Consider the following 23,652-nt stretch of genomic DNA (forward strand, 5'->3'; position numbering starts at 1 on the left):
CCGGGAGTCAGGCGGCCTCGAAGGCGGCGGCCACCACCGGACGGACCTGATCCATTGTGGCCGCACCGGTTTCGCGGGCGACGGAGGTCATGTCGACCTCCGGCAGGCCACAGGCGACGGCCCAGTGCCAGGGCGCCAGATCGCCGTCCACGTTCAGCGCGAAGCCGTGACTGGTGACGCCGCGGCTCTGCCGCATGCCGATGGAGACGATCTTCCGGCCCGTCGTGACCGTCCAGACGCCGGTGAGCAGTTCGGCTCCGGGCGGGGTGTCGCGGCGCTCGGCGGCGACGCCCAGGGCGCCCAGCGCGTCCACGAGCCGGTGCTCGACCTCACGGATGTAGTCGACCACCCCCTCGTCCGTCCGCAGCCGGACGATCAGGTAGCCGACCAACTGCCCGGGGCCGTGGTAAGTGAGCTGACCGCCGCGGTTGGTCTCGACCACCGGAATATGGCGTGCCGGATCGGGCAGATGCTCGACCGGAGTGCGCCGGCCGATGGTGTAGACCTGCGGATGGCTGAGCAGCCACAGCGTGTCCGGCCGCTCGTCGCGCTGCCGCTCCTCCACCATCCCGGCCATGCGTTCCATCGCCTTGTCGTAATCGACGAGCTCATCCCGAATCAACGTCAACGCCCTGGACTTCACATTTTGACAATACCGACGCTCAGGCTGCGAGTTGCAGAGCCAGGGCGGCCGCGGCGGGCACCATGTACAGGACGGGGAACGGGGTGGTTTTGTACGAGCGGGCGCGCAGTGTGGTGATGACCGCGCCGATGAAGTAGAGGATGAGGGCGACTGCGGCGGCGATGCCGACGGCCGGGACGAACAGGCCCACGATCAGGCCCAGCGCGCCGGCGCCCTTGGCCACGCCGAGCCAGTTCCACCACGACCGCGGCACGCCGTACTCGATCAGCGGATCGACGACGAACTGCTTCCGAGTGAGCAGCGAGAACGACGAGAAGCCGATCCACAGGGCGGCCAGGACAGCGACGATGTAGTAGGCGATGGTCATCGAATTGCCTTCTTTCTCACACGGATTCGTTCACCGGCGGGCCGGTTCGACTGGATGACGACGCGGCGGCGGCGAGTGTGACATCGCCTTGTCGGTGCGGCCTTGTCGGTGCCGCGGAGTACGGTCGCGAATGCCGGGAATCACTCAACGTGGAACGGAGATTCGACGATGACGAGTGCGGACGTGCTGGCCGACGCCTACGAGCGAATCCGCGAGGTGGTGCACGAAGCGGCCGACGGCTTGGACGAGCAGGCACTGACCTACCGGGTCGACCCCGCGGCGAACACCATCGCCTGGCTGATCTGGCACCTGACCCGGGTCCAGGACGACCATGTCGCCGACGCCGCGGGGATCGAGCAGGTATGGACCGCGCAGGGCTGGTACGACCGGTTCGCGCTGCCGATCGGCAAGAGCGCCACCGGCTACGGCGACAGCCCCGCCGACGTGGCCTGCGTGCGGGCCCCGGCCGACCTGCTGACCGGTTACTACGATGCCGTCCACGAGCAGACGCTGCGATATGTCCGCGGGCTCACCGACGCGGATCTGGCCCGTGTGGTCGACCCGAACTGGGATCCGCCGGTGACTCTCGGCGTGCGGCTGGTGAGCGTGGTCTCCGACGATCTACAGCACGCCGGTCAGGCCGCGTTCCTGCGAGGCGTCATCGGGCGGACGAGGTAGCCGTGGTCAGGCTGGGCTCCGTCGACGAGTCGTCGTCGGGCGCCCGGCGGCGGCGGTTGTAGACGACGCTGGTGACGAACGCCGCCGCGATGATCGTGACGCCGACCATGCCGGTGACCACCTCGTTGAGGTGATGCCCGGTGGAGTACAGCAGCACGACGGCGAGGGCGCCGATGGCCCAGTGCGCGCCGTGCTCCAGGTGCACGTACTCCGCCAGGGTGCCCTGCCGCACCAGGTACACGGTGATCGAGCGCACGAACATCGAGCCGATCAACCCCAGCCCCAGGGCGATGATGATCGGGTCGGCGGTGATGGCGAACGCGCCGATGACGCCGTCGAAGGAGAACGACGCGTCCAGCACCTCCAGGTAGAGGAAGACGAAGAAGGCCGCCTTGCCGGTGGCGACGACGATCGGCCCCGGGCCGGTGCGTTCCAGCTCCTCCTCGTGCTCGTTGTCCAGCGCCTCGCTCAGGCCGTTGACGAGGATGTAGGTCACCATGCCCAGCGCGCCCGCGACCATCACGACGTCGGCCCGGTCGTCGGGTGCGGTGAAGCCCGCGATGGCGACCAGTACCAGCAGCGACACGACGGTCGAGAACATCGGGAACCGGCCCAGCCGCGCCAGCGGCCGTTCGATCCAGGTGAGCCAGGTGATCTCGCGAGCGCTGGTGACGAAGTCCAGGAACAGCATCAGCAGGAACATCCCGCCGAACGCGGCGATCTTCGGATTGGCCTCGTTGAGCAGCGTCTCGTAGCTCGGCCGGCCGTCGGAGAAGTAGGCCGCGCCGTCCGGCGGCGGGTTCAGGGCCAGCTCGAATGCCTTCACCGGATCCAGGTGGGCCGTGATGGCGACGATGACCAGCGGGAACAGCAATCGCATGCCGAACACCGCGATCACCACGCCCACGGTCAGGAACATCCGTTGCCAGAACGCGCTGAGGCGTTGCAGGACACTGGCGTTGACCACGGCGTTGTCGAAGGAGAGCGACACCTCGAGGACACCGAGGATCGCCGCCAGGAGCAACGCTTCCGGCCCGCCGTAGATCAGCGCGGCCACCAGCGATACCACTGTGACGATGAATGACAGGGCGAACACACGCACGAACATGCCGATGCCTTTCGCTGTAGCCCGACACCCGCGGGGGTCTTGTGGATCTCCACGAGTAGCGGAAGCCAGAGTGCCCGCAACCCTCACTCGATTGTTGCAGCCGAATGGAAGAAACGACAATCGGTACAGTTTGCGCGCCCGGGTCAGCCTACCTGGAACCGGTAGCAGTGCTCAGTACCAGCCGTGGGACTGCCAGAACGCCCACGCGCCGTCCGGTCCGCCGTAGCGCTGGTTCATGTAGTCGTAGGTCCAGCGGATCTGGGTGACCGGATTGCAGCACCAGTCCGGACCGTGGGTGCTCATCTTGTGTCCCGGCAGGGCCTGGCCCAGGCCGTACGCGCCCGACTCCGGGTTGATCGCGAAGGTGTTCCAGCCGCTTTCCCTCGTGATGATGTTGTCGAACGCCGGGAACTGGTGGGGCGGGACGATGAAGCGGGCCATGGTCTTCGGGGCGAGGCGGAAGGCCGGCAGCACCACGCCCAGGCCCATGCCGATCAGGTCGGTGACCGACGACCCCGCCGGGGTACGTCCGGCGCAGATGTCCGGACCGGGTGCACCGGCCGCCGTGTCGGCGGGTCGTGCGGCGGCGGCCGCGAGGCTTTCTGCCACTTCGGCCGCCGGCACGGGGGCGTGCGGGTCGCCGACGGCCGCGCAGGCGGGTGCGCGGGGCGAGAGGAAGACTCCGTCATCGGCTGCGGCAACGGCGGCGCACACTGTCAGCGCACCGGTCAGCAGCGCGGCAACGGCGATCCGTCCGACCCAGCGCATGGTGCGTGATCTCGGCTTCGGCATCGCGAACACGCTCCTTTCGCGTCAACCTGCGACTCGGCGAAAAGCCGGTTATGCGAAATGAGCAAACCACTAGTTAGCGATCCGGACGGCCAAGACGCCCGGCGTGTCCATGGTTGCGATCAGGACTCGGTCATGCCGAGCAGCGTCCGCAGATGGCGGGGCGCCGGCGAGCCGTGCGCCAGCATGGCGTCGTGCCAGCCGCGCACCGAGACGGCGGCGGGCCGGGCGGCGGCGATGGCGGACATCTCGGTGTAGCCGACGAAGTAGGTCGACAGTTGCGTGGAACTCAGCCGGGCGCGCCGCCACTTGCCCGCCGCCTCGCCCTCCTCCTGGAAGCCGCGGCGCACCATCAGGTCCATCGCCTCGGCCTCGTCCAGGCCGTCGCAGTGCGCGCCCTGATCCAGGATGGCGTTGATGGTCGTACGCAGCAGCGACTTCAACCGCTGCAGCCGCACCGGCACACCACCGAACCCGCGTTCGGACATCAGCCGCTCGGCGTATACGGCCCAACCCTCGACGAAGGTGCCGCTGGCGCACATCGCCCGCACCGCGGTGGCGCTACGGAAGCGGCGGGCGTGCGCCAGTTGCAGGAAGTGTCCCGGCACGGCCTCGTGCACGGTGAGGTTGCGCAGCATGTGATTGTTGTATTCGCGGTAGAACGACGTCACGCGCTCCGCCGGCCAGTGGGGTGGCGCCGGAGCGATCGCGAAAAAGGTTGGCAGATCGCCCGTTTCGAGCGGGCCGACGGGATCGCAGTAGGCGACGGCCACGCCCCGGGCGAATTCCGGCATCTCCTGCACGACCAGGGTGTCGTCGACCGTCGTCGCCAGATCGTGTGCGGCGACGAAGGATTCGGCCTCGGCCAGCGCGGCCTTCGCGACATCGACGACGGTGCCGTTGTCCGGGCGCTCGGCCGCCAACCGGGCCAGTGCGGTGCGGACGGTGTCGTCGTCCGGGGCGGCGACGCCGAGCAATTCGCCTGCGGCATCGCGGATTTCGTCGGAGACCAGGTCCAGGTGGCGCCGGGCGCGGTCGAGCAGTTCGGCCGCCGACAGTTCGGTGTCGAGGGTGTGCCACAGTTTGCCCTCCCACAGCCGCCTGCCCAGGCGGGGGTCGCGGGTGGATCGATCGAGCTGTTCGGCCAGCCAGGCGGTGAATTCCCGCAGTGCCGCGATCGCCGCCGCGGTCTCCGCGCCGAGGTCCGCGCCGGGCACCTGCGCGACCAGCTCCGGCGCCTGGTCGCGGATCAGGGTGGCGACCCCGCCGAACTGCCCGATCGCGGTCTCGACGTGGACGCGCGGGCATTCCCGCAGCATGCCGCGTGCGGTCGCGAGCGCGTCGGGCAGCGCCGCCAGGCGGGCGGCGAGCAGTTCCAGGCGCTCCGGCGCCGGGGCGAACGGCCGCGCCAGCAATCCGTGCAGCAGCGGTCCCGGGTTGTGCGACAACGGATTCCATTCGTGTTCGCGCAATTCGGTGAGCGCGAACAGGCGGCTGTCGACGTCCTGGTGCAGCAGCGCGTGATCGACGCGGTCCTCGGGCGGCAATTCCAGCTCGTCCACCTCGGCCAGCGCGTGCGACGCGTCCCGCAGCATCGCCGTCTGCGCGCGCACCGCGCCCGGTGACCAGTCCGGCAGCAGGTCGTCGACCCGGTGGTCACCCGCGAACGCGGCCGTCGCCGGATCGGCCCGCAGCACCGCGTCCACGATGCGTTCCGCCCGCTGCACGAAGGTCTCCGACATGCGGGCCACGGTACCTGCCGTAGCATGTAACTCGCCCGCTCCGGCTCGTGTATCCGCGAGTGGTCATCACCCGAAAAGTGCGGTACCGATCCGAAATACGCGCAAATGCGAGAAACTCGGTGTCGGTGACCGGACCGACCACGTCAGGGGAGTTTGCGATGTCCCAGTCTTCCGCCTACCCCAGTGTCGTGCCGGTCGGTGTCGATACCAGCAGAGCCAGTGCCGCCCGCGTCTACGACGCGGCGCTCAACGGCAAGGACAATTTCGAGGTGGACCGCGAGGTGCTCGCGCAGGTCCGCACGGTGGCCCCGCAGGTCAACGACTTGGCTTGGGCCAACCGGGATTTCCTCATCCGGGTCTGCCGTTTCCTGTCCGGGCACGCGGGCATCGATCAGTATCTGGATCTGGGCTCGGGCCTGCCCACGGCGGAGAACACGCATCAGGCCGTGCAGCGGGTCCTGCCCACGGCGCGCGTGGTCTACGTGGACAACGATCCGATGGTGCTGACGCACGCGCGGGCGCTGCTGGACGGCAACCCGGACACCAGCATCGTGGGCGCCGACATCTTCCGCCCGCTCGAGGTGCTCGGGAATCGAGTGGTCCGCAGCGAGCTGGATTTCGACCGCCCCGTGGCCCTGTTCCAGATCGGCACGCTGCACCACTATCTGGCGGACGACGGCGCCGCGCTGATGCAGACCTACATCGACGCGCTGCCGTCGGGTTCCTTTGTCGCCATTGCCCATTTCTGCAACCCGGAGACGCCCGAACACGGCGAACTGGCCAAGCAGATGGAAGATAAGTTCGTGCACAGCCCGCTGGGCAGCGGACGTTTCCGCACGCCGCGGGAGATCCGCGCCTTCTTCGGTGATCTCGAGATGATCGAGCCGGGTCTGGTGCTCTGCGACGAGTGGTGGCCGGACGGACCCCGCCTGGAGCCGCTGTCGCCGCCGCGCCACTGCATCATGGGCGGCGTCGGACGCAAGCGGTAGGCCCGCCCGGCCCCGCCTAGGCGGGTTTCGCGGGCTCCGGCGGATCCTCGTCCGTCACCGGCGTCACCACCACCGGCTCGGTGACCAGGCCGAACTCGGCATCGTGCTGTTCGGTGCCGCTGAGCACGGCGTTCTCGATCAGCAGGGCGCCGTGCTGTTCGCGCAGGATGATGGGGTCCGAGCGCACGTCCTTGTACAGCGCCACACACATCAGGCCCATCACGACGGCGAACGGCAAGGAGACCACCGTCGTCAAGGCCTGGAGCCCGTTCAGCGCGCCGTCCAATTTCTCGGCGTCCGCGATGACCAGCATGATCGCGGCGACCGCGCCGGTGGCGGCGCCCCAGAACGTCACCGTCACCTTGGACGGTTCCAGGCTGCCGCGTTCCGACAGCGTGCCCATCACGATGGAGGCGGCGTCGGCGCCGGACACGAAGAAGATCGCGACGAGCACCATCACCAGGGCCGCGGTCGCCGAGGCGATCGGATAGTGGTCGAGCAGGTGGAACAGCGCGAAGTTCGAGTCCACCGAGCCGTTCGGCTCGGTCAGGTCGTGGGTCTCGCGCTGCTGGAAGATGGCCGCGCCGCCGAAGATGACGAACCACACCAGGCTCACCAGGCTGGGCACCAGCAGCACGCCGGTCACGAACTGCCGGATGGTGCGCCCGCGGCTGATGCGGGCGATGAACATGCCGACGAACGGCGTCCAGGAGATCCACCACGCCCAGTAGAAGATCGTCCAGGTCGACAGCCACGCCTTCTCGGGGTCGCCGCCGCTGGCCGCGGTGCGCGAGGCCATCTCCGGCAGCCGGGCGATGTAGTCGCCGAACGTGGTCGGCAGCAGATTGAGCATGAACAGCGTGGGGCCGAGCACGAACACGAACAGCGCGATGATCAGCGCCAGCACCATGTTGATGTTCGACAGCCACTGGATGCCGCGGTCGATGCCCGACACCGCCGACGCGATGAACGCGATGGTCAGGACGGTGATGATGAGAACGAGCCCGACCTTGCCGATGGAATCGACCCAGCCGTTGAACTCCATACCGGCGCCGATCTGCAAGGCGCCCAGACCCAGTGAGGCGGCCGATCCGAACAGCGTCGCGAAGATCGCCATCATGTCGATGATGCGGCCGGCCGGGCCCTTGGCATGCCGGCCGAGAATCGGGCGGAACACCGAGGAGATCAGCTGCGATCGGCCCTTGCGGAAGGTGCCGTACGCGATGGCCAGGCCCGCGACGGCGTAGATGGCCCACGGGTGCAGCGTCCAGTGGAACAGCGTCTGCGCCATCGCCACCTCGGCCGCGGCGTCGGATTCGGCCTGGGCCGTCCCCGGTGGCGGTTTCACGAAGTGGGTCAGCGGTTCGGCGACACCCCAGAACATCAGGCCGATGCCCATGCCCGCGCTGAACATCATCGCGATCCAGGACACGGTCTTGAACTCCGGCTGCTCGTCGTCGTCGCCGAGCGGGATCTTCCCGTACCGGCTGGCCGCGAGCCAGATGACGTATACGACGAAGGCCGACGCGATCAGGACGAACAGCCAACCGGTATTGGTGATGACCCACGACTGCGCATCCGACGCGGCGGACCCGAGGCTCGCCTGATCGAGGATGCCCCAGGCGACGAAGGCCAACGAGCCGAGTGCGGTGATGCCGAAAACCACCCGATCCAAGCCGCGTTCGGGACGTCGCTCGCGAATCGGTTTCCCGGCACTGTCATCTGATCCGTCGGATATGCGGTCGGTGTCTATCGACATCAGATCCGAGTCCTTTCACAGAGTATGGGCGCAGGCTTGCTATAGCCCCCATTACTGGCTCGAGCAACCGTACAGCGTTCGAGTTGGCGGCGCAGCGGGTACCGCCTCTGAATCGCGAGCGGGAATATTCGGCGGAAAAATTTGGCGCTCGGGGGTTTCGCGGATGTGTGAATTGGGTAAAGGCGAATTCATCACCGCGAATATTGTTGATTGTGGCGCATTCTCGCGGCCGTTTGCCCGTCCGTGATCGGATCGTGCGAGACGGTATGCCGGTCGGTGTCTCGTCTTCTTGTTGGCACTGTGCCATCATGATCGTGAATGGGTCAGATCGGCGTAGTCGGCTACCCGGAGTCGAAAGGCGGGTCAATGGTGACCGCACATGCCGTGACGGGACCGATCGCGACGGTCGGCGAGGGCCGACCCGGCCTGCTGTTGGAGGCCCGGCCGATCCGCGCGTATCTTGTTCCGGGACTTCGCCTTCCGGCCCGAGCCTGGTGGATCCGCTATCTCACCACCACCGCGCAGGGCGAACCGGCCGAGGTCACCGGCACCGTGCTGGTGCCGTCGACGCCCTACCCCGACGGTCCGCGCCCGCTGATCGGATACGCCGTCGGCACTCAGGGTCTCGCCGATGTCTCCGCGGCGTCGTGGCAGCTGCGGTGCGGGCTGGAGTACGAGTCGCTGTTCCTGGCTCAGGCGTTGCGTCGGGGCTGGGCGGTCGCGATCTCCGACTATCCGGGGCTGGGTAATCCGGGCTCGCATCCCTACGTGATGGGACGCGCGCTGGGACCGGCCGTGCTCGACAGCATCCGCGCCGCACGGCAAGTGGACGAGGCAGGCCTGGAACCCGATGGGCCGCTGGGTATCTTCGGTTACTCCGAGGGCGGCTGCGCCGCGGGCTGGGCGCTGCAACTCCAGCCCGGCTACGCACCGGAACTGACGCTGGACGGCGGCGCGGTCGGCTCCGCGCCGGCCGATCTGGAGGGGATGTTCGAGCATCATGACGGCGGCCGCTACGCGTTCCTGCTGTTCTACGCTCTGCTCGGCATCGACGCCGCCTATCCGGAACTGGACGTGCTGGCCCTGCTGAACCCCGCCGGACGGGCGCTGGCCGCGGTGCTGCGCCGCACCCATGTGCTGCCGGGCGCGGCGCTGGGTATCGCGGGCAGCCTGGTGCTGCCGACACGCTCGGCCCGGTACGTGCGCCGTCACCCGCTGGAGGTGCCCGAGGTGCTGGCGCGGCTGCGGGACAATCGGCTGGGCGCGATCCCGCCCGCGGCCCCGGTGCTGCTCGCCGGTGGCACCAAGGAACAGGTCATCCCGTTCGAGCAGATGACCGCGCTGTACCGGGACTGGCGCGGTCTCGGCGTCGATGTCACCTTCGTGACCATGGCGCGGGAGCATATCGGCGGCGCGTTCTCCTTCGCCCCCAAGGCTTTTCAGTTCCTCGCCGAGCGTTTCGCCGAGCGGGCACCGGCCCGGCAGCGCACCGCCTGACCGCTGATCAGCCTGTGCCGGGCGTCTTTTCGAAGAACGCGGCGACCATGGCCTGCCCTGCCCGCCGTTGTCTCGGCTCCGCCTGCGCGCCGAACAACCGCTCGTCCACCTCCGTGACGACCTGCTCGGCCGACCGCAGCAGCCGGGCGCCCGCGGCCGTGAGTTCGATCGTCGACGCCGATCCGGCACGCGCCGTGCGATCACGCACCAGGCCCGCGCTCACCAGGCCTTTCACCGCGGTGTGCACGCTCTGCACGCTGATGCCCGACATGCGCGCGAGATCGCTGAACGAGGCCCCGGGGACCCCGGCGATGTGGCCGAGCAGCCCGAGCCGGGCGATGGTGAGGTCCAGCGGCGCGAGCGCGGCGCCGAGTTCGCTCTCGACCCGCTTGGCCAGCGTGAGCACGAGAATGGACGCGCTGGTCGCGGGTGGCCCGGGGCGGCCGTCGTCGGTCGGCATCCCTTCAGTTTCGCGCATAGGCCGCGGACGTCCCTAGGCCACCGACACCGGTTCGCGGTCGTGGCGGCGGGTGCGACGCCAGGCGTAGGCCAGGAAGAACACCAGCCCGAGCAGGGGAAGGGTGCTCAGCGCCCAGCTCAGACCGAGGGGCGGGCCCGGCTGGCGGAGGACGGCCAGGTCGCGCAGTTCCCCGACGCCGTGCCCCTGCGGGCCGTCGATCTCGAAGCGGAAGGTCCAGTTGCCCTCCTGCTCCAGGGATTGCACGTCCAGACCCCAGACATCGCGCTTGCGGGGATGCCGGGACAGCGGGTCGGGCCGAAAGGCGCGGCCGTCGGGCCTGATTCCGGTGAGCGTGCCGGTCTTGTCCTCGATGCCGCCGTCGGGGATGAAGGTGAAGTCCAGCGATTGCAGCGCGCGCAGCGGCCAGGTGCTGAACCCGACGGTGAGCCCGTACGGCCCGGCCTGGACGTGCTCGGTGTGCGCGATGTCGACCGGTTCGTACGCGCCCGCGCTTCCGGCGGGAATGGTGGCCAGGCCCATGGCGAGCAGCAGGGTGGCCGCGGCCGACAGCAGTCTGGTGATCACGCGCGGTCTCCTTCCGCGGCGGCGAGCCGCAGCATGACGCCGAACCGTCGGCCGAGGAAGCCGCCGAGGGCGCCGAGCGCGCCACCGGCGATCGCGGTGGCGACGATGACCGCCACGGCGGGCAGCCGGGCGTCGCGGACGAGGACGGTCTGCCAGGGCGCGCAGATCGCGATGACCAGCCCGCCCAGCCCACCGGCCAGGCTGGGGAGCCACCCGGCCCGTCCGTTGCGCAGCAACAGGTCGATGCCGACACCCACGGGCAGCAGGCACAGCGGCACCAGTGACGGTGTGGAGGGGATGATCCGAATGTTCTCGCGCAGTGGCAGATCCACGAAATCGGCGTAGGCCTGGGCCGCCCACGGCGCGAACCACCAGAACACGCCCTGCACCAGCGCCGCGGTGGCGGCCACCCCGGTCGCCCCCCAGCGGCCGAAGCCCGCGCCGGTCGTCAGCAGCAGCACGACGATGAAGGCGGTGACCGCCGTGGTCCACCGCACCGTGCCGGTGGACAGCTGCTGCACGGCCAGCGCGGTGATCACGCTGGACACCACCAGATGCCCGAGGCTCGCGAGCGTGCCGAGCCGTCCCCACCGGTGCTCGCGGGCGGCCGCGAACACGATCACCGTGCCCACCGAGGTGACCGTGCTGGACAGGAACAGTCCGATGTGCGGCGGCGAGTCGATCACCGCGTCGAAGCCGTAGAGCGAATGCCACCACAGATCCCACAGCCCGTACAGCAGGAACGACGCCGCGCCGAGACAGGTCACGAGGTAGCCGAGCGGTGCGGTGAAGGTGCGGCCGAAGACCCCGATGCCCGGCCCGCCGAGCGCCGAATCCACCGGGCGCCCACCGCGTCCGGCCGCGGTGGTGGCGAGAATGACCGCGAGACCGGTGAATCCGGCGATCGCGGCGCTGGCGTAGATGAACAGGTGCGGCAGGGTGAAGAAGGTGTCCGGGCCCACGTCGGCGTGCCACTGGATGTCCCAGGTGGCGCCGACCGCCCAGGTCATGGTGGCGAAAAATAGCACGGACGCGGGCAGCCAGGGCCGGATGCCGGTGCCGCGGGCGGCGACCGGCGCGCTCACCCCCGCTGCGGAGACGGTCAGATCCATTGGGCTGCTCCCGTTTTCTCTCGTGACGACTCGGATGGCTTCAGGTGGCTCTGACGGAGAAGGTGGCCGTGCCGGAACCGTCCGGGCCGGCCAGGTCGATGGTGATCTCCCACTGTCCGGACATCGGCAGGTCCAGGTCGGCGCGATAGCGTCCCGGTCCGGTCGCCGTGGCCGCGACGGGCGGCACGGCGTGACCCATCTGCGGCATGGCGGGGGCCACGGTCACCCGGGTCGGTTGCGCGGGAGCGGATTGCCGGTCGGTGATGTCGAATTCGACCGCGTTGGCTCCCGGATGCAGTGTGCTCGCCAGCCGTATCGAGTAGGGCCCCGCCGGAATACGCTGCGCCGCGTCTTCGCCGCCCGGCCACAACAGCCAGGTGGCGACGCCGGCGATCACGGCGAATACGGCCGTGGCGAGGAGGATGTCTCGTCTCTTCCGGCGGGGATGGTCGGTTGTCATTGGGGCGCACCGGCTTTCACGTCGACCACGGCCGGGGCGGTCAGTACGGAGTAGCCGCGTTCGGCCTGGGCCCAGACCAGGTATCGGCCGGGCAGGGGGAAGGTGTAGGTGAAGGAGATGTCGGGGCCGTAGGCGGCGACGGTCTCGTCCGGCGGCTGGGCGCCCGGGCCGAGCATCGGCGCCATGGCGTGCGCGTGCGCCCAGATCGGTGCGGTGGCGGCGGCCGCGCCCGCGGGGACGTCCGCGGGCTGCGGTCCCACGGCGATGAGGTGGCCGAGCATGCCCAGCCAGAGCTGGAGATCCGCGGGTCCGCCGAATCGAGCGGTGAGGGTGCCGGGGACGCCTGCGCTGAGATCGGTTGCGGTCAAGGCGTTTCGGGCCTCGGACGGTGCGGGCGCCGGGTTTCGCGGTGGCGATGCGGCCGAGCCCGAGACGCGAATCGCGGACCGCAGCAACTGGACTCCGCCGCCGCGGCGCGAGAGCTCTGCGGCGACGGCGTAGTCGCCGGATTCCGGGAGCACGATGCGGACCTCGAAAACACCGGGCGCCGTGCGGATCGGATGCCGGTGCCAGAGCCGGTCGGCCGGGCCGACGATCATGAGATGTACCAGGGCGTCGTCGGCGACCAGCAGATCGTCGACCGGACGGCCGGTGGCGCTGTCGGTCAGCGACAAGACGAGATCGAGGGGCCGCCCCGCGACCGCTTCGCCTCGGACGCTCGAGGTCAGATTGACCGGCGGCCGTGAGTAATTCGTCGTCATCGGCAGATCGCGTTCGGGATAGGGATCGCCGACGGTGGCCGAGGTCGGATCCAGCAGGCTGCCCGTGGGCCGTGGCGGCGGGGCGCCCGCGGAGAGGACGGCGCCGGTGATGCCCACCGTCAGGGCCGCCACCGTCGCACCGGCGGGCAGCAGGGTGATCCATCCCCGCTTGGACACCAGTGCGGTGCCGACGGAGATCAGCAGCAGCGCACCCGCCGTGAAGAAGCCGCCGTACGCCGCGCGTTCCCACGGTGTCACGACCTGCGCCGCCACGACGAAGGGAATCCGGGCGGTGCGCACGCCGTCGCCGACGCTCAGCTCCCACGGTCCCGCGTGGTCCACGCGCAGCGTCGCCGGATAGGGACCGGCGCGCTCGCCCAGTTCGACGGTGGTGGACGAGCCGGGCCCCGCGCGGTCGACGGGAACGGCACCGAGCGCGAGAGTGCCTGGGGCAGTACCGGTGTGGGTGACGACGTCGACGCGCAAGGGCCCGGGAACCGGCTGCGCCCGCCGCACGATCACCGTCAATTCCCGATCGCCCAGCGATTGCGCGACGGCGAGATCGGCTCCGGCGGCAGCGCCGTCGGCGTGGGCCACCGGTCCGCCGAGCAGCGCCGTCAGCAGGCAGACACCGATCACCGCCACCGCGGCGCGCACGCACCGCATGTCAGCGAGATCTGCGAACTGCCGCGGGCATCGCGCGCCTCGTCCCCGACCACCGCACGGCTGTCGACCAGCGGATACGAGTGACGCGAGATGTCGACAGCGGCTGCACCAAACCGATTATGCCGTGCCCGGCAAGCGGTTTCACCGGCCGATTCCCGCCAGAAGCCGGCGATTCAGGATTCGGGGCGCAGCAGCAGGCCGACGATGGACCGGACGAAGTCCTCCAGTCGCTGCCTAGGGTATTCGTCGGGATCGGAGACCGCGAGGCGGCCGAGCATCTCGGCCACGGTGAGCAGCGCGTTGACCAGCAGCGCGGAATCCACGTCCGCCCACCGCGAGTCGAGGGCCGCGCCCATCCGCACCAGCGCCTCGGCCTGGTCGAAGATGCCGGTCCGGGAACTGCGCAGGGCCGCCCGGTACTCGTCGGGCGCGCTACCCGGACTGGTCAGGATCAGGCGCCAGCGCGTCGGATTCGCCAGTACCACACCGACGAACGTCTCCACCGCCGCCGAGGCGGCGACCACCGGGTCCGCGCCGACGAGGTCCGCCGGTAGCGTGTCGGCCACTTGTTCCAGGCCGCGTTCGCGTTCGCGTTCCAGCAGCGCCGTCACCAATTCGGCGCGCGTCTTGAACACCGTGTACAGCACGGGTTTTCCCACGCCCGCCGCCTGGGCGACGGCCTCCATGCTCAGTTCGTGCAACTCGACCCGGCCGAGCACCGCCAACGCGGCGTCCAGCACCTGTTCGCGGCGTTGCTCCGGAGGCAGGCGCGGCGCGTAGCGGCGGCGCGGTCGATCGGTCGCCGGGCGCGGTTTCGTCACTGCCGTCTCACCTCCACGCGATCCATAGTGTCAGCTCGGCCGCCGGTGGGGGTAACCGTCGGGAAATCGAATATTACGAGGCCGTTGTATTCCATCGCCGCGATTGCTACGGTGACGTTGTATTCGCCGTCGGGGCGGGTCAGCGCACGAAGGAGGAGCCATGGGCTTCGATCCGACCACCCTTCGCCGGGACGACTACGGGTTCTTCGGGCCCGGCTCGCCGAGTTGGAAGGTCTGGACCGCACCGACCGCGGTGATCGGTTTCCAGCGCGCGGTGGTGCTCGAGCACTTCGACCCGTTCCTCACCGCGGCGGTCGCCGACTCGCGCGGCATCTACACCGATCCGCGCAGCCGGCTCGACAACACCTTCGCCTACTTCCTGATCGTGGCGGTCGGCGACGGCCGGACCGCGATCCAGGCGTCGGAGCATCTGCGGCAGGTGCACGCGAAGATGAACGGCACCGAGCCGATCAGCGGACAGCGCTACAGCGCGAACAGCCCCGAGACCCAGCTGTGGATCCATCTCACCGGCTGGCATTCGGTGTTGAAGGCCTACGAGGAGTTCGGGCCCGGACTGAGTCCGGAGGAGGAGGCGCGCTACTGGGCGGAATGCGCGATCGCGGCCGAGCTACAGACCTGCCGGGCGGAGGACGTGCCCCGTTCCCGCGCCGAGCTCCGGGAGTACTTCGAGCGGGTGCGCCCGCGGCTGTGCACCTCCGAGCGGGCGGAGGAGGGCATGCATCATCTGCTGTGGACCTCGCGGGCCAACGGCTCGGGCTGGACCTACTACTTCGGCAGCCGCCTGCTGTCGCTGGCCTCGGTCGCGATCACGCCGCGCTGGATGCGCCGATTGGGCCGCTACGACCGGCCGGGCATCGTGGACCTCGCGGTGAAGCTACCCGCCCGCGTAATCGTCTGGTCGGCAACCCTTTTCAAGTCCTACGGCTTGATCAAGAGCGCCCCGCTGATCGCACCCATGGCCGGTGCGATCCTCGAACAGCACCTGAAAATGGAGCCTCCGGCCGAGCCGGAGACAATCACGCCCGCCGAGGCGCGCGCCCGCTACGGCCGCCGCGCCGTCGCCCGCGCGAGCTAGGTTGTGCATTCGAACAAATGGGTCTCGCCGAAGTCGAATTTCTGCCGATAGTGGCGCGGAAGCGGCGGTCGTAGGGTGCAGTCAGCGGTTATATCGGCCGCGGTCGAGCAACCTTCCGGAATACGGGACGGTGGATGGGGTGTGTTGTCGATGAGGACAGCTCTGGGTCGTCGAGTGCTGCCGCTGGCCGCGGCGTGTGCGCTGGTGGCGAGCGTGGTCGGCGGGAGCGGGGCGGCATTCGCCGATCCCGGCTTCCCGCCCTCGTTCCCATCGGATCAGAATCAGCTGCCGCAGTTGCCGCGCGAGCCGGATATCTACGACGCGTTGCCGATTCCGGCGCCCGACAACGATTCCTGGTACGCCGATCCGCCGAATCTGGCGGAATTGCTCCCGGGCGACATCATTCGCACCCGCGAGGTGCAGACGCGGCTGCTGGGTATTCCGGTGCCGGTGTTCAGCAAGCAATTGCTGTTCCGGTCCACCGACGTGCACGGCAATCCGATCGCGACCGCCACCACCGTCATCGTTCCGGGGATTCCCTGGGTGGGCAGCCCGCGGCCGGTGGTGTCGTTCCAGGAGGCCATCGACTCCACCGACTCGGCCTGCAATCCGTCGCACACGCTGCAGACCGGCACGTTCAAAGAGATTGCGCTGGCGCAGTTTTGGATCGCGCAGGGCTTCGCGTTCAACGTGCCCGATTTCGACGGCAAGTTCAACACCTTCAACACCTATGACGAGGGCCGGATGGTGCTCGACAGCCTGCGCGCGATGAAGAACGACGCCGCGCTGGGGCTGCGCGATTCCGCGATCGCCATGTACGGCTTCTCCGGGGGTGGGTCGGCGACCGCCCGCGCGGCCGAGCTGCGCCAGAGTTATGCGCCGGACGTGCGTATCGCGGGCGCCGCATTCGGCGGTGCGCCACCGGATCTCGCCGCCATCGCCGACTACGCCACGGTGCCGCGGCCCGGCGTCACCGGGATCAGCAGTTTCACCATGTGGCTCGGCGCGGCCGCACTCGCCCGGGAATTCCCCGTCGAGTTCGATCCTCGCCGTTTGCTGAATGCCGAAGGGCAGCAGATCATCGCGGATTTGAACAGCCGCTGCGTTTATTCGGCCGCGCTCACCGGAATGTATCGGCCGATCAGCGAGTACTACGCGCCCGGCTCGCAGGGGCTGAACGATCCGGCGATCCAGGAGGTATTGCGCAGTCAGAGCCTCGGTAAGCACATTCCGGATATCCCGCTGCTGTGGTGGAACGGGGTGTGGGACGAGCTGATTCCGTCGTCGATCGTGCTGCCGACGGTGAACGACTACTGGCGGCGGGGCGCGGATCTGCGCTACTACACCATGCCGCTGCCCGAGCACCTCACCAACGCGGTCGCGGGCTGGCTACCGGCGACGGCGTGGATCAGCGCGCTCCTGCGCGGCCTGCCCCCGGGGCCGAAGTTCAAGCTGGACTACCCGTCGCCGCTGCCGCCGGACTTCCCCGGCGCCTGACCGGGTCCCCGATTTGTCGGCGCGGTAGGTCACAATCGAGGTCTCGGGTGGACGTGTCTCGCGTCCGCGGCACCGAGTCACGGAACGGGGAGCAGCGAAATGTCTGTCGCACACCATGATCGGCTGCGGCTCGACCACACCGATTTCGCGACGGTGCGGCCGCTGCTCCGGACCCGGCTGTATTCCACCGCCGCCGCTGGGCCCGAGGTGGTGCGGCGGGTGGTCGCGCCGGGCCTGATCCAACGGGTCGTGGTCGACCGCGCCGGCGCGGTCACCCCCGTCACCTTCGACATGCTGCGAAGCTGGCCGATCGGCGAATTCGACCTGTTCACCCTCGCCGAACACAATGTCCGCGCCGCGGGCGGCGTCCGAATCCGCCACGGCGACTTCGATGTCCCGCTCGCCGAGGGCCTGCCCCCGATGTCCATCCTGTCCGGCCCCGAATACCTGACCGCCCACGCCCGCTGGCTCGGCGACCACCCGGTCACCGGCCCCCACGGCGCCGTCCTGATCCTCCCCTCCGAACAGCACATCTACGCCTACCCGATCATCGGCCCCGAACTGGCCGCCGCCGCAACCGTCCTCGCCCAACTCGCCCGCGTCTGCCACGCCGAAGACCCCCACCCCCTCAACCCCTGGGTCTACTGGTGGCACAACGGAACCCTCGACCTGGCCGCCACCACCACCCACCGAAACGGCGAAACCGACCTGAACCCCACCGAACATTTCCGCACCTTCGCCACCCGCCTGAGCGAAGAGCCCACCGACTAGCCGAGGAGCAGCCTCATCGCGCTGCAACTAAAACTAATTCGGTTCCCGAGGCTGCCACGTCGAGCCGGTCGAATAGAATTCTGGTGACCCTCGAGCCGGCGGAGAGGTTTCGAACGGCGACCCATGATCGTCTATAACGGACTCGCCGGATTCGGTTCCATTGCTCCATCGGACATGAATTCTCCAGGCAGAGTAGTTCTTCGTTTCACCGATTATCAAAAAGGTTTCCGTGTCCGTGTCGGTGATCTTGTACGGAAACCGAAGCGGCGTAGTTTGTATGTCGGCTCCCCACATCGTATCGGGGTCATCTGACGATGCCACAATCTTTGGCGGCGATCGGTCGAGGTCGACTTCTACAAGTCTTCCGATTGTTTCGCCCCCGCATTGCCCGGTGATAACCGTACCGGCTATGCCGCCAGGCTTGCGGTCAACCGATTCTACGCTTAGTTCTGTTAATGTCACCGGAGTTTTGTTACGTCCGGCAAGTGTCAGACTCACTCGGCTCACGGTGCCGAATGTGCCATAATTCCCGGCGTCTATGCCGTCGTGACTTCGGACCCATTCGGCCCAATTATCGCGTGCGGGCGGCGGGCCTAGGGCGTCAATGTTCTCGCGGAATAGGTACGTGCCACAATTGCTGATTCCTCGGTCGGTTGTCCATGTGAGGGGTACTTGCGTACCAGTACCAGCGCTATTGCCGCTCGGACGTTCCTTCCACGGTGACCAGACGAGGAGCGCTACCACAACGCTGACAATGCCGGCGATCGATCCGGCCCACGTCGCAACCATGACCGACCTGTGTCGATGCTTTTCGACAGACCGAGTAGCTTCTGATTCCGAGGGGCCGACGGCTGCCGATTGAATCGCATTGTCACTATCGTGAGCAACAATGACGCTGCCCTGTGGGCGCTCGATGTTGTAAATGGTCGATACAGCGGAGGGCTGTGGCGTTGCCTGTTCGGCGTCTCGTATACCTCCAGGCAATCCTGCGACTCGCTCACCCTCTGGCGTTATGCGTAATCGGGCTCCGCCCGGCTGCCATGTGCGAGTGCTGGTCGCATAACCCTTGTCTGTCAGCCACCGCGCCGCGGCCGCGAGTTCATCACGACTGGGTAGCAAAACACTTTTATCAAGGTGGGCCTGGAGTGCCGCAGGAGTGGGAGTGGATTCCGATCGGCCGGCCAGCAGCTCCCCATACAGCCATTCCAGCAGTGCCATTCGAATCTGCAACAGTCGATCAGCGGCTCCCGTCACGCCCCCAGCCTCCGAACTGTGATTTCACTGCGCCGGATCGGCGCTACATGCGAGGTATATCACGTGCGGCCACCGGTGTCCTGGGAGTCGGGCGCTCGATGGAACCCGCGCCCGGCCGGTGCGGAGTGAATGGAACCGGCAGGGTGGGGAGGACGCGTCGTGCTATTGCTTGCGGCCGACGGCGCCGTAGGCGTCGAGTGGTTCGGTCATGCCGATGCGGTGCCGCAGCGGCCGCCACTCGGTGATCGGCACCATGCCGGGCTCCACCAGTTCCAGCCCCGCGAAGCAGCTGGAAAGCTCCTCGGGACTGCGCAGTATGTAGGGGGCGCCGCCGGCTTGGACCAGCCGTTCGCTCCCGGCGACGACGGCGGATCCGGTGTCGGTGCCGTCCCACAGCACCAGGTAGCTGCCCGCGGGGGTCGGGGCGATCAGGCGCGCGACGATATCGCGGATGGTGTCCAGTTCGGGTTCGTAGCCGAGGACGCCCATGAACAGCACCGCCGTCGGCTGAGTGAAGTCGAGGACCTTTTCCGCCTCGGCCAGAATCCGATCGGGGTCGTGGTAGTCGGCGTGCACGTACGTGGTCACACCCTGTGGGCTGGTGTTGGTCAGCAGGGCGCGGGCGTGGGCGAGGACCAGCGTGTCGTTGTCGACGTAGACGATGCGGGACTCGGGGGCGAGCTGCTGAGCCACCTCGTGGGTGTTCTGCATGGTGGGCAGGCCGGTGCCGACATCGATGAACTGGCGGATGCCCGCCTCCCCGGCCAGATAGCTCACCACCTGGACCAGGAACTCCCGCGACAGCCGGGCCATTCGGACGATGTCCGGATAGACCGCGGCGACCGCGTCTCCGGCGGTGCGGTCGGCCGGGTAGTTGTCGCTGCCGCCCATCCAGTAGTTCCAGATCCGTGCCGCGTGGGGCGTATCGATGTCGATCGCGGCGAGCACATCCCGGTCCTGGGTCATCGGCTCATGCTACCCGCCGGGCTCCTTTCGCACGCAAGGCTTTACGCGCTTTCCGTACTCGGATTCACGCGGCGTCCGGCGTGGTGAGGACACCGGCGAGTTCGAGTTCGCGCTCGATGGCCAGCGCGGCGTGCCGCTGCCCGGCCGCCCGCAACTGCGCGATCCGCTCGCGCACGGCGGTGAGTCCGTATTCCCTTGTTACGTCGAGTATTCCGACGCGGCCGGTGCGCGAGTGCGCGGCCGCCGCGGTGGTGCCGATGGCCTCGGTCACGGGTGTCCCCCTCGCATGGCGCGGTCCCGATATGTGCGTCTCCATTCTACCGTGCATATGCACGTGCAGAAGCACGTGCGTACGTACGTAGGTATCACTTAAGCTGTTGTGGCACACTCGATGACGCGTTACCGCGACGCGACAGGAGGCGCCTGTGATCGAGAGTAATGCCGCCCGGGCGGCGGTTCCGGGGAGTGGAACCGAGCCGGGGACGGACCCGGCCCTGCTGCGGCTGGTGCTGGGCACGCGGCTGCGGCGGTTGCGCGAGGCCGCGGGGATCAGCGGGCAGGCCGCCGGCCGGGCCATTCGCGCGTCGCATTCGAAGATCAGCCGCCTGGAGGCCGGGCGGGTCGGGTTCCGGGCCATCGACATCGACGATCTGCTGTCGCTGTACGGAGTCGAAGATCCAGACACCCGGGCCGACTTCCTCCGCCTCGCGAAGCGGGCCAACGCCACCGGCCGCTGGCAGGTCGACGGCGACCTGGGGGCCCAGCGGCTGGACACGTACCTGGCGCTGGAGGACGCGGCCGCGCTGCTGCGCTCGTATTCGCCGGGCGTGCTGCCGGACCTGCTGCAGACGGCGGCCTACGCGCACGCGGTGGCCGCGATCGCCCGGCCGGGTCCGACCGCGGATATCCAGCGCCGCGTCGAGCTGCTGATGCGGCGGCAGCGCCTGCTGCAGCGTCCGGGCGCGCCCAAGGTCTGGCTGGTGATCGAGGAGGCGGTGCTGCGCCGGCCGTTCGGCGGCACGGGGGTGTGGCAGGACCAGCTGGACCACGTGGCCGCGGTCGCGGCCGCCGGTGACGCCATCGTGCAGATCGTGCCCGACCACGTCGGCGGTCCGGCGATCAGCTCGGTCCCGTTCACACTGCTGCGCTTCGCCGAACAGGACCTGGGCGACATCGTCCACCTGCATCACGCCACCGGCGCGCAGTTCCTCGACCGCCGCGCCGACCTGGACGCCTACCACGCGATCTGGGACCGATTGTGCGTGCACGCCAGTCCGCCCGATCAGAGCCTGGAGCTGATCACCGCGCTGGCCACCGGCCGATCCGCGCGCGCTGCCCGATAGCGGAAGGGTATCGCCGCAGGCTGCGTGGGCATTCTGCGAAATGTTCTGCATGCCAACAACTTTCGGCCTCCACACGGCATTCGCGCACTAGAGCGGCACGACGAACTGCGGTGTCGTGATTAGGGTGGATGTGTGAATGTTGAAGTGACACCGTTACCTGGTATCGGTGTGCGTAAGGAATTTTTGTCGGCTTCTTCCCGGCGGCGGGTCGGGGTCATCGATCATAAAGACGGCACGATCGACCTGATCGTGAGCAAGCCCAGCAACCCCGATGTGACCGATCAGATCTCCCTGTCGGCGCACGAGGCCTCGGTACTGGCCAACCTGCTCGGCGCGCCGCAACTGGTGGCGCAATTGCAGGAAGAGCACCGCGATCTCGACGGTGTCACCACTCGGCAGCTGGGCATCCGAACCGGCTCCCCGTTCGTCGACCGCCCGCTGGGCGACACCCGGATGCGTACGCGGACAAAGGTTTCCGTCGTCGCGGTGGTGCGTTCCGGGCATCCCATCCCGTCGCCCGGCCCGGAGTTCGTGCTGGCGGCCGGGGACGCGCTGGTGATCGTCGGTACCGTGGCGGGCCTGACGGCGGCCGCCGATATCCTCGCGGACGGCTGAGCCCGTGGTGGAACAGGACACCGCGCTCGCACTGGTGCAGTTGGGCGCGGTATTTTTCGGGCTCGGACTGCTGGGCCGGCTGGCGGCGCGGATCGGGATGTCGCCCATCCCGCTGTACCTCATCGGCGGCCTCGTCTTCGGCACCGGCGGGCTGGTGCAACTGCATCAGGTGGATCAGTTCATCCACCTCGCCTCCGAGATCGGGGTCGTCCTGCTGTTGCTGCTGCTCGGGCTGGAATACAGTGCCGCCGAGCTGGTGACCGGGATGCGGGCCTCCTGGCTGGCCGGCGTCGTGGATCTGGTGCTGAACGCGACACCGGGTGTGCTGGTCGCGCTGCTGCTGGGTTGGGGATTCGTCGGCGCGGTGGCGATGGCCGGGGTCACCTACATCTCCTCGTCGGGCATCGTCGCGAAGGTGCTCAACGATCTGGGCCGGGTCGGCAACCGGGAGACGCCCACGATTCTGTCGATCCTGGTGTTCGAGGATCTCGTGATGGCGGGCTACCTGCCGGTGCTGACCGCGGTGCTGGCCGGGGTCGGCTTCGTCTCCGGACTGAAGACGCTCGGGATCGCGCTGGTGGCGGTGACCGTGGTGCTGGTGGTCGCGCTGCGATACGGCCGGTTCGTCTCCGCCATCGTCGACAGCGAGGATCGCGAGATCTTCCTGCTGAAGCTGCTCGGCTCGGCGCTGCTGGTCGCCGGGGTCGCCTCCACGCTGCAGATCTCGGCCGCGGTCGGCGCGTTCCTGCTCGGGATCGCCATCTCCGACACCACGGCCCATACCGCGGCGAAGATTCTCGAACCGCTGCGCGACCTGTTCGCCGCGCTGTTCTTCGTGCTGTTCGGCCTGAGCACCGATCCGAAGAGTATTCCGCCGGTGCTGGGCTGGGCCGTCGTGCTCGCCGTGGTCACCGTGGTGACGAAGGTGGCGACGGGCTGGTGGGCGGCCAAACGCGCCGGAGCCTCCCGCTACGGCCGGGCTCGAGCCGGTACGGCGCTGGTGGCCCACGGCGAGTTCTCCATCGTCATCGCCGGACTGGCCGTCGCCGCCGGGGCGGTGCCGGACGAGTTCGCGGCGCTGGCCACCACCTATGTGCTGCTGATGGCCGTGCTCGGACCGATCGCCGCCCGCGTGACGGAGCCGATCCTGGTGTGGGTCGACCGTCGTCGTCCCGCGCGGGTCGGGGACCGCAGCCCGGCCGGCTGAGCGGTCACCGCCGGCTGGTGGGGGCCGGGCCCCCCACCCCCGCGCCCCCCCCCGCCGCCGCCGGCCCCCCCCCCCCCCCCCCCCGGCGGGGGGCGGGGTTGTGCGTGGCGGCTTGCCTCCCCTACCTGCGCTCATCAACCCACCGCGGCAGTACCGGCGATCTCGAATCCGGACGGAATCGCGAACTCTGGATGTGGGTCGAGGCTCACCCGGTACACGACACGTTCGCCGTTGAACGCGGTACGGCCGTGTAGCCAACGGTGATTGTGCAAGACGTAGATAGCCGGAGGAGCCTCCGAAAAGTACTGTGCGAGGACGGGATAGGACGGGTAAGGCTTCAGGGCGGTTCGCAGTGAGGTCGGCGTAGACGTCGCGTCCGTCGATGACGAGACACTCTCCGCCGGAGGTGCTCTTTCGGGCGCAGACGACCAAGAGCAGGGCGGGTGGGTCGATGACGCCGGATCGG

The 23,652-nt window shown here is 68.6% G+C and carries 23 protein-coding genes; 9 read left to right on the forward strand and 14 right to left on the reverse strand.

What is annotated here, in order from left to right; all coding sequences use genetic code 11:
• Nucleotides 1-7: 7 nt before the first annotated feature.
• Together lipB and QH470_RS04555 are read right to left on the reverse strand one after the other, a co-directional pair.
• Nucleotides 8-643: a lipoyl(octanoyl) transferase LipB gene (gene lipB, locus QH470_RS04550; protein WP_280270984.1), complete on the reverse strand. Its 636-nt coding sequence runs from the start codon at nucleotides 641-643 to the stop codon at nucleotides 8-10.
• 19 nt (nucleotides 644-662) lie between these two features.
• Nucleotides 663-1,010: a DoxX family protein gene (locus QH470_RS04555; protein ID WP_280270985.1), complete on the reverse strand. Its 348-nt coding sequence runs from the start codon at nucleotides 1,008-1,010 to the stop codon at nucleotides 663-665.
• Between the two features lie 168 nt (nucleotides 1,011-1,178).
• Between QH470_RS04555 and QH470_RS04560 the strand changes: the two genes are divergently transcribed.
• On the forward strand, nucleotides 1,179-1,688 hold the full coding sequence (locus QH470_RS04560; RefSeq protein WP_280270986.1) for a mycothiol transferase: 510 nt from the start codon (nucleotides 1,179-1,181) through the stop codon (nucleotides 1,686-1,688).
• On the opposite strand, the gene QH470_RS04565 is transcribed toward QH470_RS04560, so the two are convergent.
• From QH470_RS04565 to QH470_RS04575, 3 genes are all read right to left on the reverse strand, one after another.
• Nucleotides 1,669-2,796, reverse strand: a complete 1,128-nt coding sequence (locus QH470_RS04565) for a DUF475 domain-containing protein (protein ID WP_280270987.1) — start codon at nucleotides 2,794-2,796, stop codon at nucleotides 1,669-1,671. The genes QH470_RS04560 and QH470_RS04565 overlap by 20 nt on opposite strands.
• 171 nt (nucleotides 2,797-2,967) lie before the next feature.
• Nucleotides 2,968-3,588, reverse strand: a complete 621-nt coding sequence (locus tag QH470_RS04570) for an aggregation-promoting factor C-terminal-like domain-containing protein (RefSeq protein WP_280270988.1) — start codon at nucleotides 3,586-3,588, stop codon at nucleotides 2,968-2,970.
• Between the two features lie 119 nt (nucleotides 3,589-3,707).
• Nucleotides 3,708-5,327 carry a DUF885 domain-containing protein gene (locus QH470_RS04575; RefSeq protein WP_280270989.1) on the reverse strand — a complete coding sequence of 540 codons (1,620 nt, stop codon included), beginning with the start codon at nucleotides 5,325-5,327 and terminating at the stop codon, nucleotides 3,708-3,710.
• A gap of 158 nt (nucleotides 5,328-5,485) precedes the next feature.
• On the opposite strand from QH470_RS04575, the gene QH470_RS04580 reads away from it, so the two are divergent.
• Nucleotides 5,486-6,316 (forward strand): SAM-dependent methyltransferase, encoded by an 831-nt coding sequence (locus QH470_RS04580; RefSeq protein ID WP_280270990.1) that lies wholly within the window; start codon nucleotides 5,486-5,488, stop codon nucleotides 6,314-6,316.
• A gap of 16 nt (nucleotides 6,317-6,332) precedes the next feature.
• On the opposite strand, the gene QH470_RS04585 is transcribed toward QH470_RS04580, so the two are convergent.
• Entirely contained in the window at nucleotides 6,333-8,075 is a 1,743-nt protein-coding gene (locus QH470_RS04585; protein WP_280270991.1) for a BCCT family transporter, read from the reverse strand.
• 366 nt (nucleotides 8,076-8,441) lie between these two features.
• Here QH470_RS04585 and QH470_RS04590 point away from each other — a divergent pair, with 366 nt between their 5' ends.
• Nucleotides 8,442-9,572 (forward strand): lipase family protein, encoded by a 1,131-nt coding sequence (locus QH470_RS04590; RefSeq protein ID WP_280270992.1) that lies wholly within the window; start codon nucleotides 8,442-8,444, stop codon nucleotides 9,570-9,572.
• Nucleotides 9,573-9,579: 7 nt separating this feature from the next.
• Here QH470_RS04590 and QH470_RS04595 read toward each other — a convergent pair whose 3' ends face one another.
• From QH470_RS04595 to QH470_RS04620, 6 genes are all read right to left on the reverse strand, one after another.
• On the reverse strand, nucleotides 9,580-10,032 hold the full coding sequence (locus tag QH470_RS04595) for a MarR family winged helix-turn-helix transcriptional regulator (protein WP_280270993.1): 453 nt from the start codon (nucleotides 10,030-10,032) through the stop codon (nucleotides 9,580-9,582).
• 33 nt (nucleotides 10,033-10,065) lie between these two features.
• Nucleotides 10,066-10,572: a hypothetical protein gene (locus QH470_RS04600; protein WP_280271010.1), complete on the reverse strand. Its 507-nt coding sequence runs from the start codon at nucleotides 10,570-10,572 to the stop codon at nucleotides 10,066-10,068.
• Between the two features lie 41 nt (nucleotides 10,573-10,613).
• On the reverse strand, nucleotides 10,614-11,729 hold the full coding sequence (locus tag QH470_RS04605; protein WP_280270994.1) for a hypothetical protein: 1,116 nt from the start codon (nucleotides 11,727-11,729) through the stop codon (nucleotides 10,614-10,616).
• 40 nt (nucleotides 11,730-11,769) lie between these two features.
• Nucleotides 11,770-12,189, reverse strand: coding sequence for a FixH family protein (locus QH470_RS04610; protein WP_280270995.1), 420 nt, complete (start codon nucleotides 12,187-12,189; stop codon nucleotides 11,770-11,772).
• Nucleotides 12,186-13,616, reverse strand: a complete 1,431-nt coding sequence (locus QH470_RS04615; protein ID WP_425302603.1) for a hypothetical protein — start codon at nucleotides 13,614-13,616, stop codon at nucleotides 12,186-12,188. Before QH470_RS04615 ends, QH470_RS04610 begins: the two co-directional genes overlap by 4 nt.
• Nucleotides 13,617-13,789: 173 nt before the next feature.
• The gene (locus QH470_RS04620) at nucleotides 13,790-14,437 is read right to left on the reverse strand and encodes a TetR/AcrR family transcriptional regulator (protein WP_280270997.1); all 648 of its coding nucleotides are present in this window, start codon (nucleotides 14,435-14,437) and stop codon (nucleotides 13,790-13,792) included.
• Nucleotides 14,438-14,597: 160 nt separating this feature from the next.
• Between QH470_RS04620 and QH470_RS04625 the strand changes: the two genes are divergently transcribed.
• The 3 genes from QH470_RS04625 to QH470_RS04635 all read left to right on the forward strand — a co-directional run bounded on the left by QH470_RS04625 (nucleotide 14,598) and on the right by QH470_RS04635 (nucleotide 17,801).
• A complete protein-coding gene (locus tag QH470_RS04625) occupies nucleotides 14,598-15,533 on the forward strand; it encodes an oxygenase MpaB family protein (protein ID WP_280270998.1) in 936 nt (311 codons plus the stop codon).
• A gap of 150 nt (nucleotides 15,534-15,683) precedes the next feature.
• Nucleotides 15,684-17,030 (forward strand): lipase family protein, encoded by a 1,347-nt coding sequence (locus tag QH470_RS04630; RefSeq protein WP_280270999.1) that lies wholly within the window; start codon nucleotides 15,684-15,686, stop codon nucleotides 17,028-17,030.
• 99 nt (nucleotides 17,031-17,129) lie between these two features.
• Nucleotides 17,130-17,801, forward strand: coding sequence for a hypothetical protein (locus QH470_RS04635; protein WP_280271000.1), 672 nt, complete (start codon nucleotides 17,130-17,132; stop codon nucleotides 17,799-17,801).
• A gap of 1,416 nt (nucleotides 17,802-19,217) precedes the next feature.
• Here QH470_RS04635 and QH470_RS04640 read toward each other — a convergent pair.
• Together QH470_RS04640 and QH470_RS04645 are read right to left on the reverse strand one after the other, a co-directional pair.
• Nucleotides 19,218-20,021 (reverse strand): SAM-dependent methyltransferase, encoded by an 804-nt coding sequence (locus QH470_RS04640; RefSeq protein WP_280271002.1) that lies wholly within the window; start codon nucleotides 20,019-20,021, stop codon nucleotides 19,218-19,220.
• Between the two features lie 64 nt (nucleotides 20,022-20,085).
• Nucleotides 20,086-20,292 (reverse strand): hypothetical protein, encoded by a 207-nt coding sequence (locus QH470_RS04645; protein WP_280271003.1) that lies wholly within the window; start codon nucleotides 20,290-20,292, stop codon nucleotides 20,086-20,088.
• A 154-nt stretch (nucleotides 20,293-20,446) separates the two neighbouring features.
• On the opposite strand from QH470_RS04645, the gene QH470_RS04650 reads away from it, so the two are divergent.
• The 3 genes from QH470_RS04650 (at nucleotide 20,447) to QH470_RS04660 (ending at nucleotide 23,186) form a co-directional block, all read left to right on the forward strand.
• Nucleotides 20,447-21,364 carry a helix-turn-helix domain-containing protein gene (locus QH470_RS04650; protein ID WP_280271004.1) on the forward strand — a complete coding sequence of 306 codons (918 nt, stop codon included), beginning with the start codon at nucleotides 20,447-20,449 and terminating at the stop codon, nucleotides 21,362-21,364.
• A gap of 132 nt (nucleotides 21,365-21,496) precedes the next feature.
• Nucleotides 21,497-21,979 carry a cation:proton antiporter regulatory subunit gene (locus QH470_RS04655; protein ID WP_280271005.1) on the forward strand — a complete coding sequence of 161 codons (483 nt, stop codon included), beginning with the start codon at nucleotides 21,497-21,499 and terminating at the stop codon, nucleotides 21,977-21,979.
• Nucleotides 21,980-21,983: 4 nt separating this feature from the next.
• Nucleotides 21,984-23,186 (forward strand): cation:proton antiporter, encoded by a 1,203-nt coding sequence (locus QH470_RS04660; RefSeq protein ID WP_280271006.1) that lies wholly within the window; start codon nucleotides 21,984-21,986, stop codon nucleotides 23,184-23,186.
• The last annotated feature ends 466 nt before the right edge of the window (nucleotides 23,187-23,652 follow it).

The organism is Nocardia wallacei (genome assembly GCF_029868745.1).
In the GTDB taxonomy this organism is placed as follows: Bacteria; Actinomycetota; Actinomycetes; order Mycobacteriales; family Mycobacteriaceae; genus Nocardia; species Nocardia wallacei_B.

Coding starts and splice junctions, on each gene's coding strand:
- QH470_RS04555 (WP_280270985.1), bottom strand. CDS start 1,010: ATGACCATCGCCTACTACATCGTCGCTGTCCTGGCCGCCCTGTGGATC.
- QH470_RS04560 (WP_280270986.1), top strand. CDS start 1,179: ATGACGAGTGCGGACGTGCTGGCCGACGCCTACGAGCGAATCCGCGAG.
- QH470_RS04565 (WP_280270987.1), bottom strand. CDS start 2,796: ATGTTCGTGCGTGTGTTCGCCCTGTCATTCATCGTCACAGTGGTATCG.
- QH470_RS04570 (WP_280270988.1), bottom strand. CDS start 3,588: ATGCCGAAGCCGAGATCACGCACCATGCGCTGGGTCGGACGGATCGCC.
- QH470_RS04575 (WP_280270989.1), bottom strand. CDS start 5,327: ATGTCGGAGACCTTCGTGCAGCGGGCGGAACGCATCGTGGACGCGGTG.
- QH470_RS04580 (WP_280270990.1), top strand. CDS start 5,486: ATGTCCCAGTCTTCCGCCTACCCCAGTGTCGTGCCGGTCGGTGTCGAT.
- QH470_RS04585 (WP_280270991.1), bottom strand. CDS start 8,075: ATGTCGATAGACACCGACCGCATATCCGACGGATCAGATGACAGTGCC.
- QH470_RS04590 (WP_280270992.1), top strand. CDS start 8,442: ATGGTGACCGCACATGCCGTGACGGGACCGATCGCGACGGTCGGCGAG.
- QH470_RS04595 (WP_280270993.1), bottom strand. CDS start 10,032: ATGCCGACCGACGACGGCCGCCCCGGGCCACCCGCGACCAGCGCGTCC.
- QH470_RS04600 (WP_280271010.1), bottom strand. CDS start 10,572: ATGGGCCTGGCCACCATTCCCGCCGGAAGCGCGGGCGCGTACGAACCG.
- QH470_RS04605 (WP_280270994.1), bottom strand. CDS start 11,729: ATGGATCTGACCGTCTCCGCAGCGGGGGTGAGCGCGCCGGTCGCCGCC.
- QH470_RS04610 (WP_280270995.1), bottom strand. CDS start 12,189: ATGACAACCGACCATCCCCGCCGGAAGAGACGAGACATCCTCCTCGCC.
- QH470_RS04615 (WP_425302603.1), bottom strand. CDS start 13,616: ATGCGGTGCGTGCGCGCCGCGGTGGCGGTGATCGGTGTCTGCCTGCTG.
- QH470_RS04625 (WP_280270998.1), top strand. CDS start 14,598: ATGGGCTTCGATCCGACCACCCTTCGCCGGGACGACTACGGGTTCTTC.
- QH470_RS04630 (WP_280270999.1), top strand. CDS start 15,684: ATGAGGACAGCTCTGGGTCGTCGAGTGCTGCCGCTGGCCGCGGCGTGT.
- QH470_RS04635 (WP_280271000.1), top strand. CDS start 17,130: ATGTCTGTCGCACACCATGATCGGCTGCGGCTCGACCACACCGATTTC.
- QH470_RS04640 (WP_280271002.1), bottom strand. CDS start 20,021: ATGACCCAGGACCGGGATGTGCTCGCCGCGATCGACATCGATACGCCC.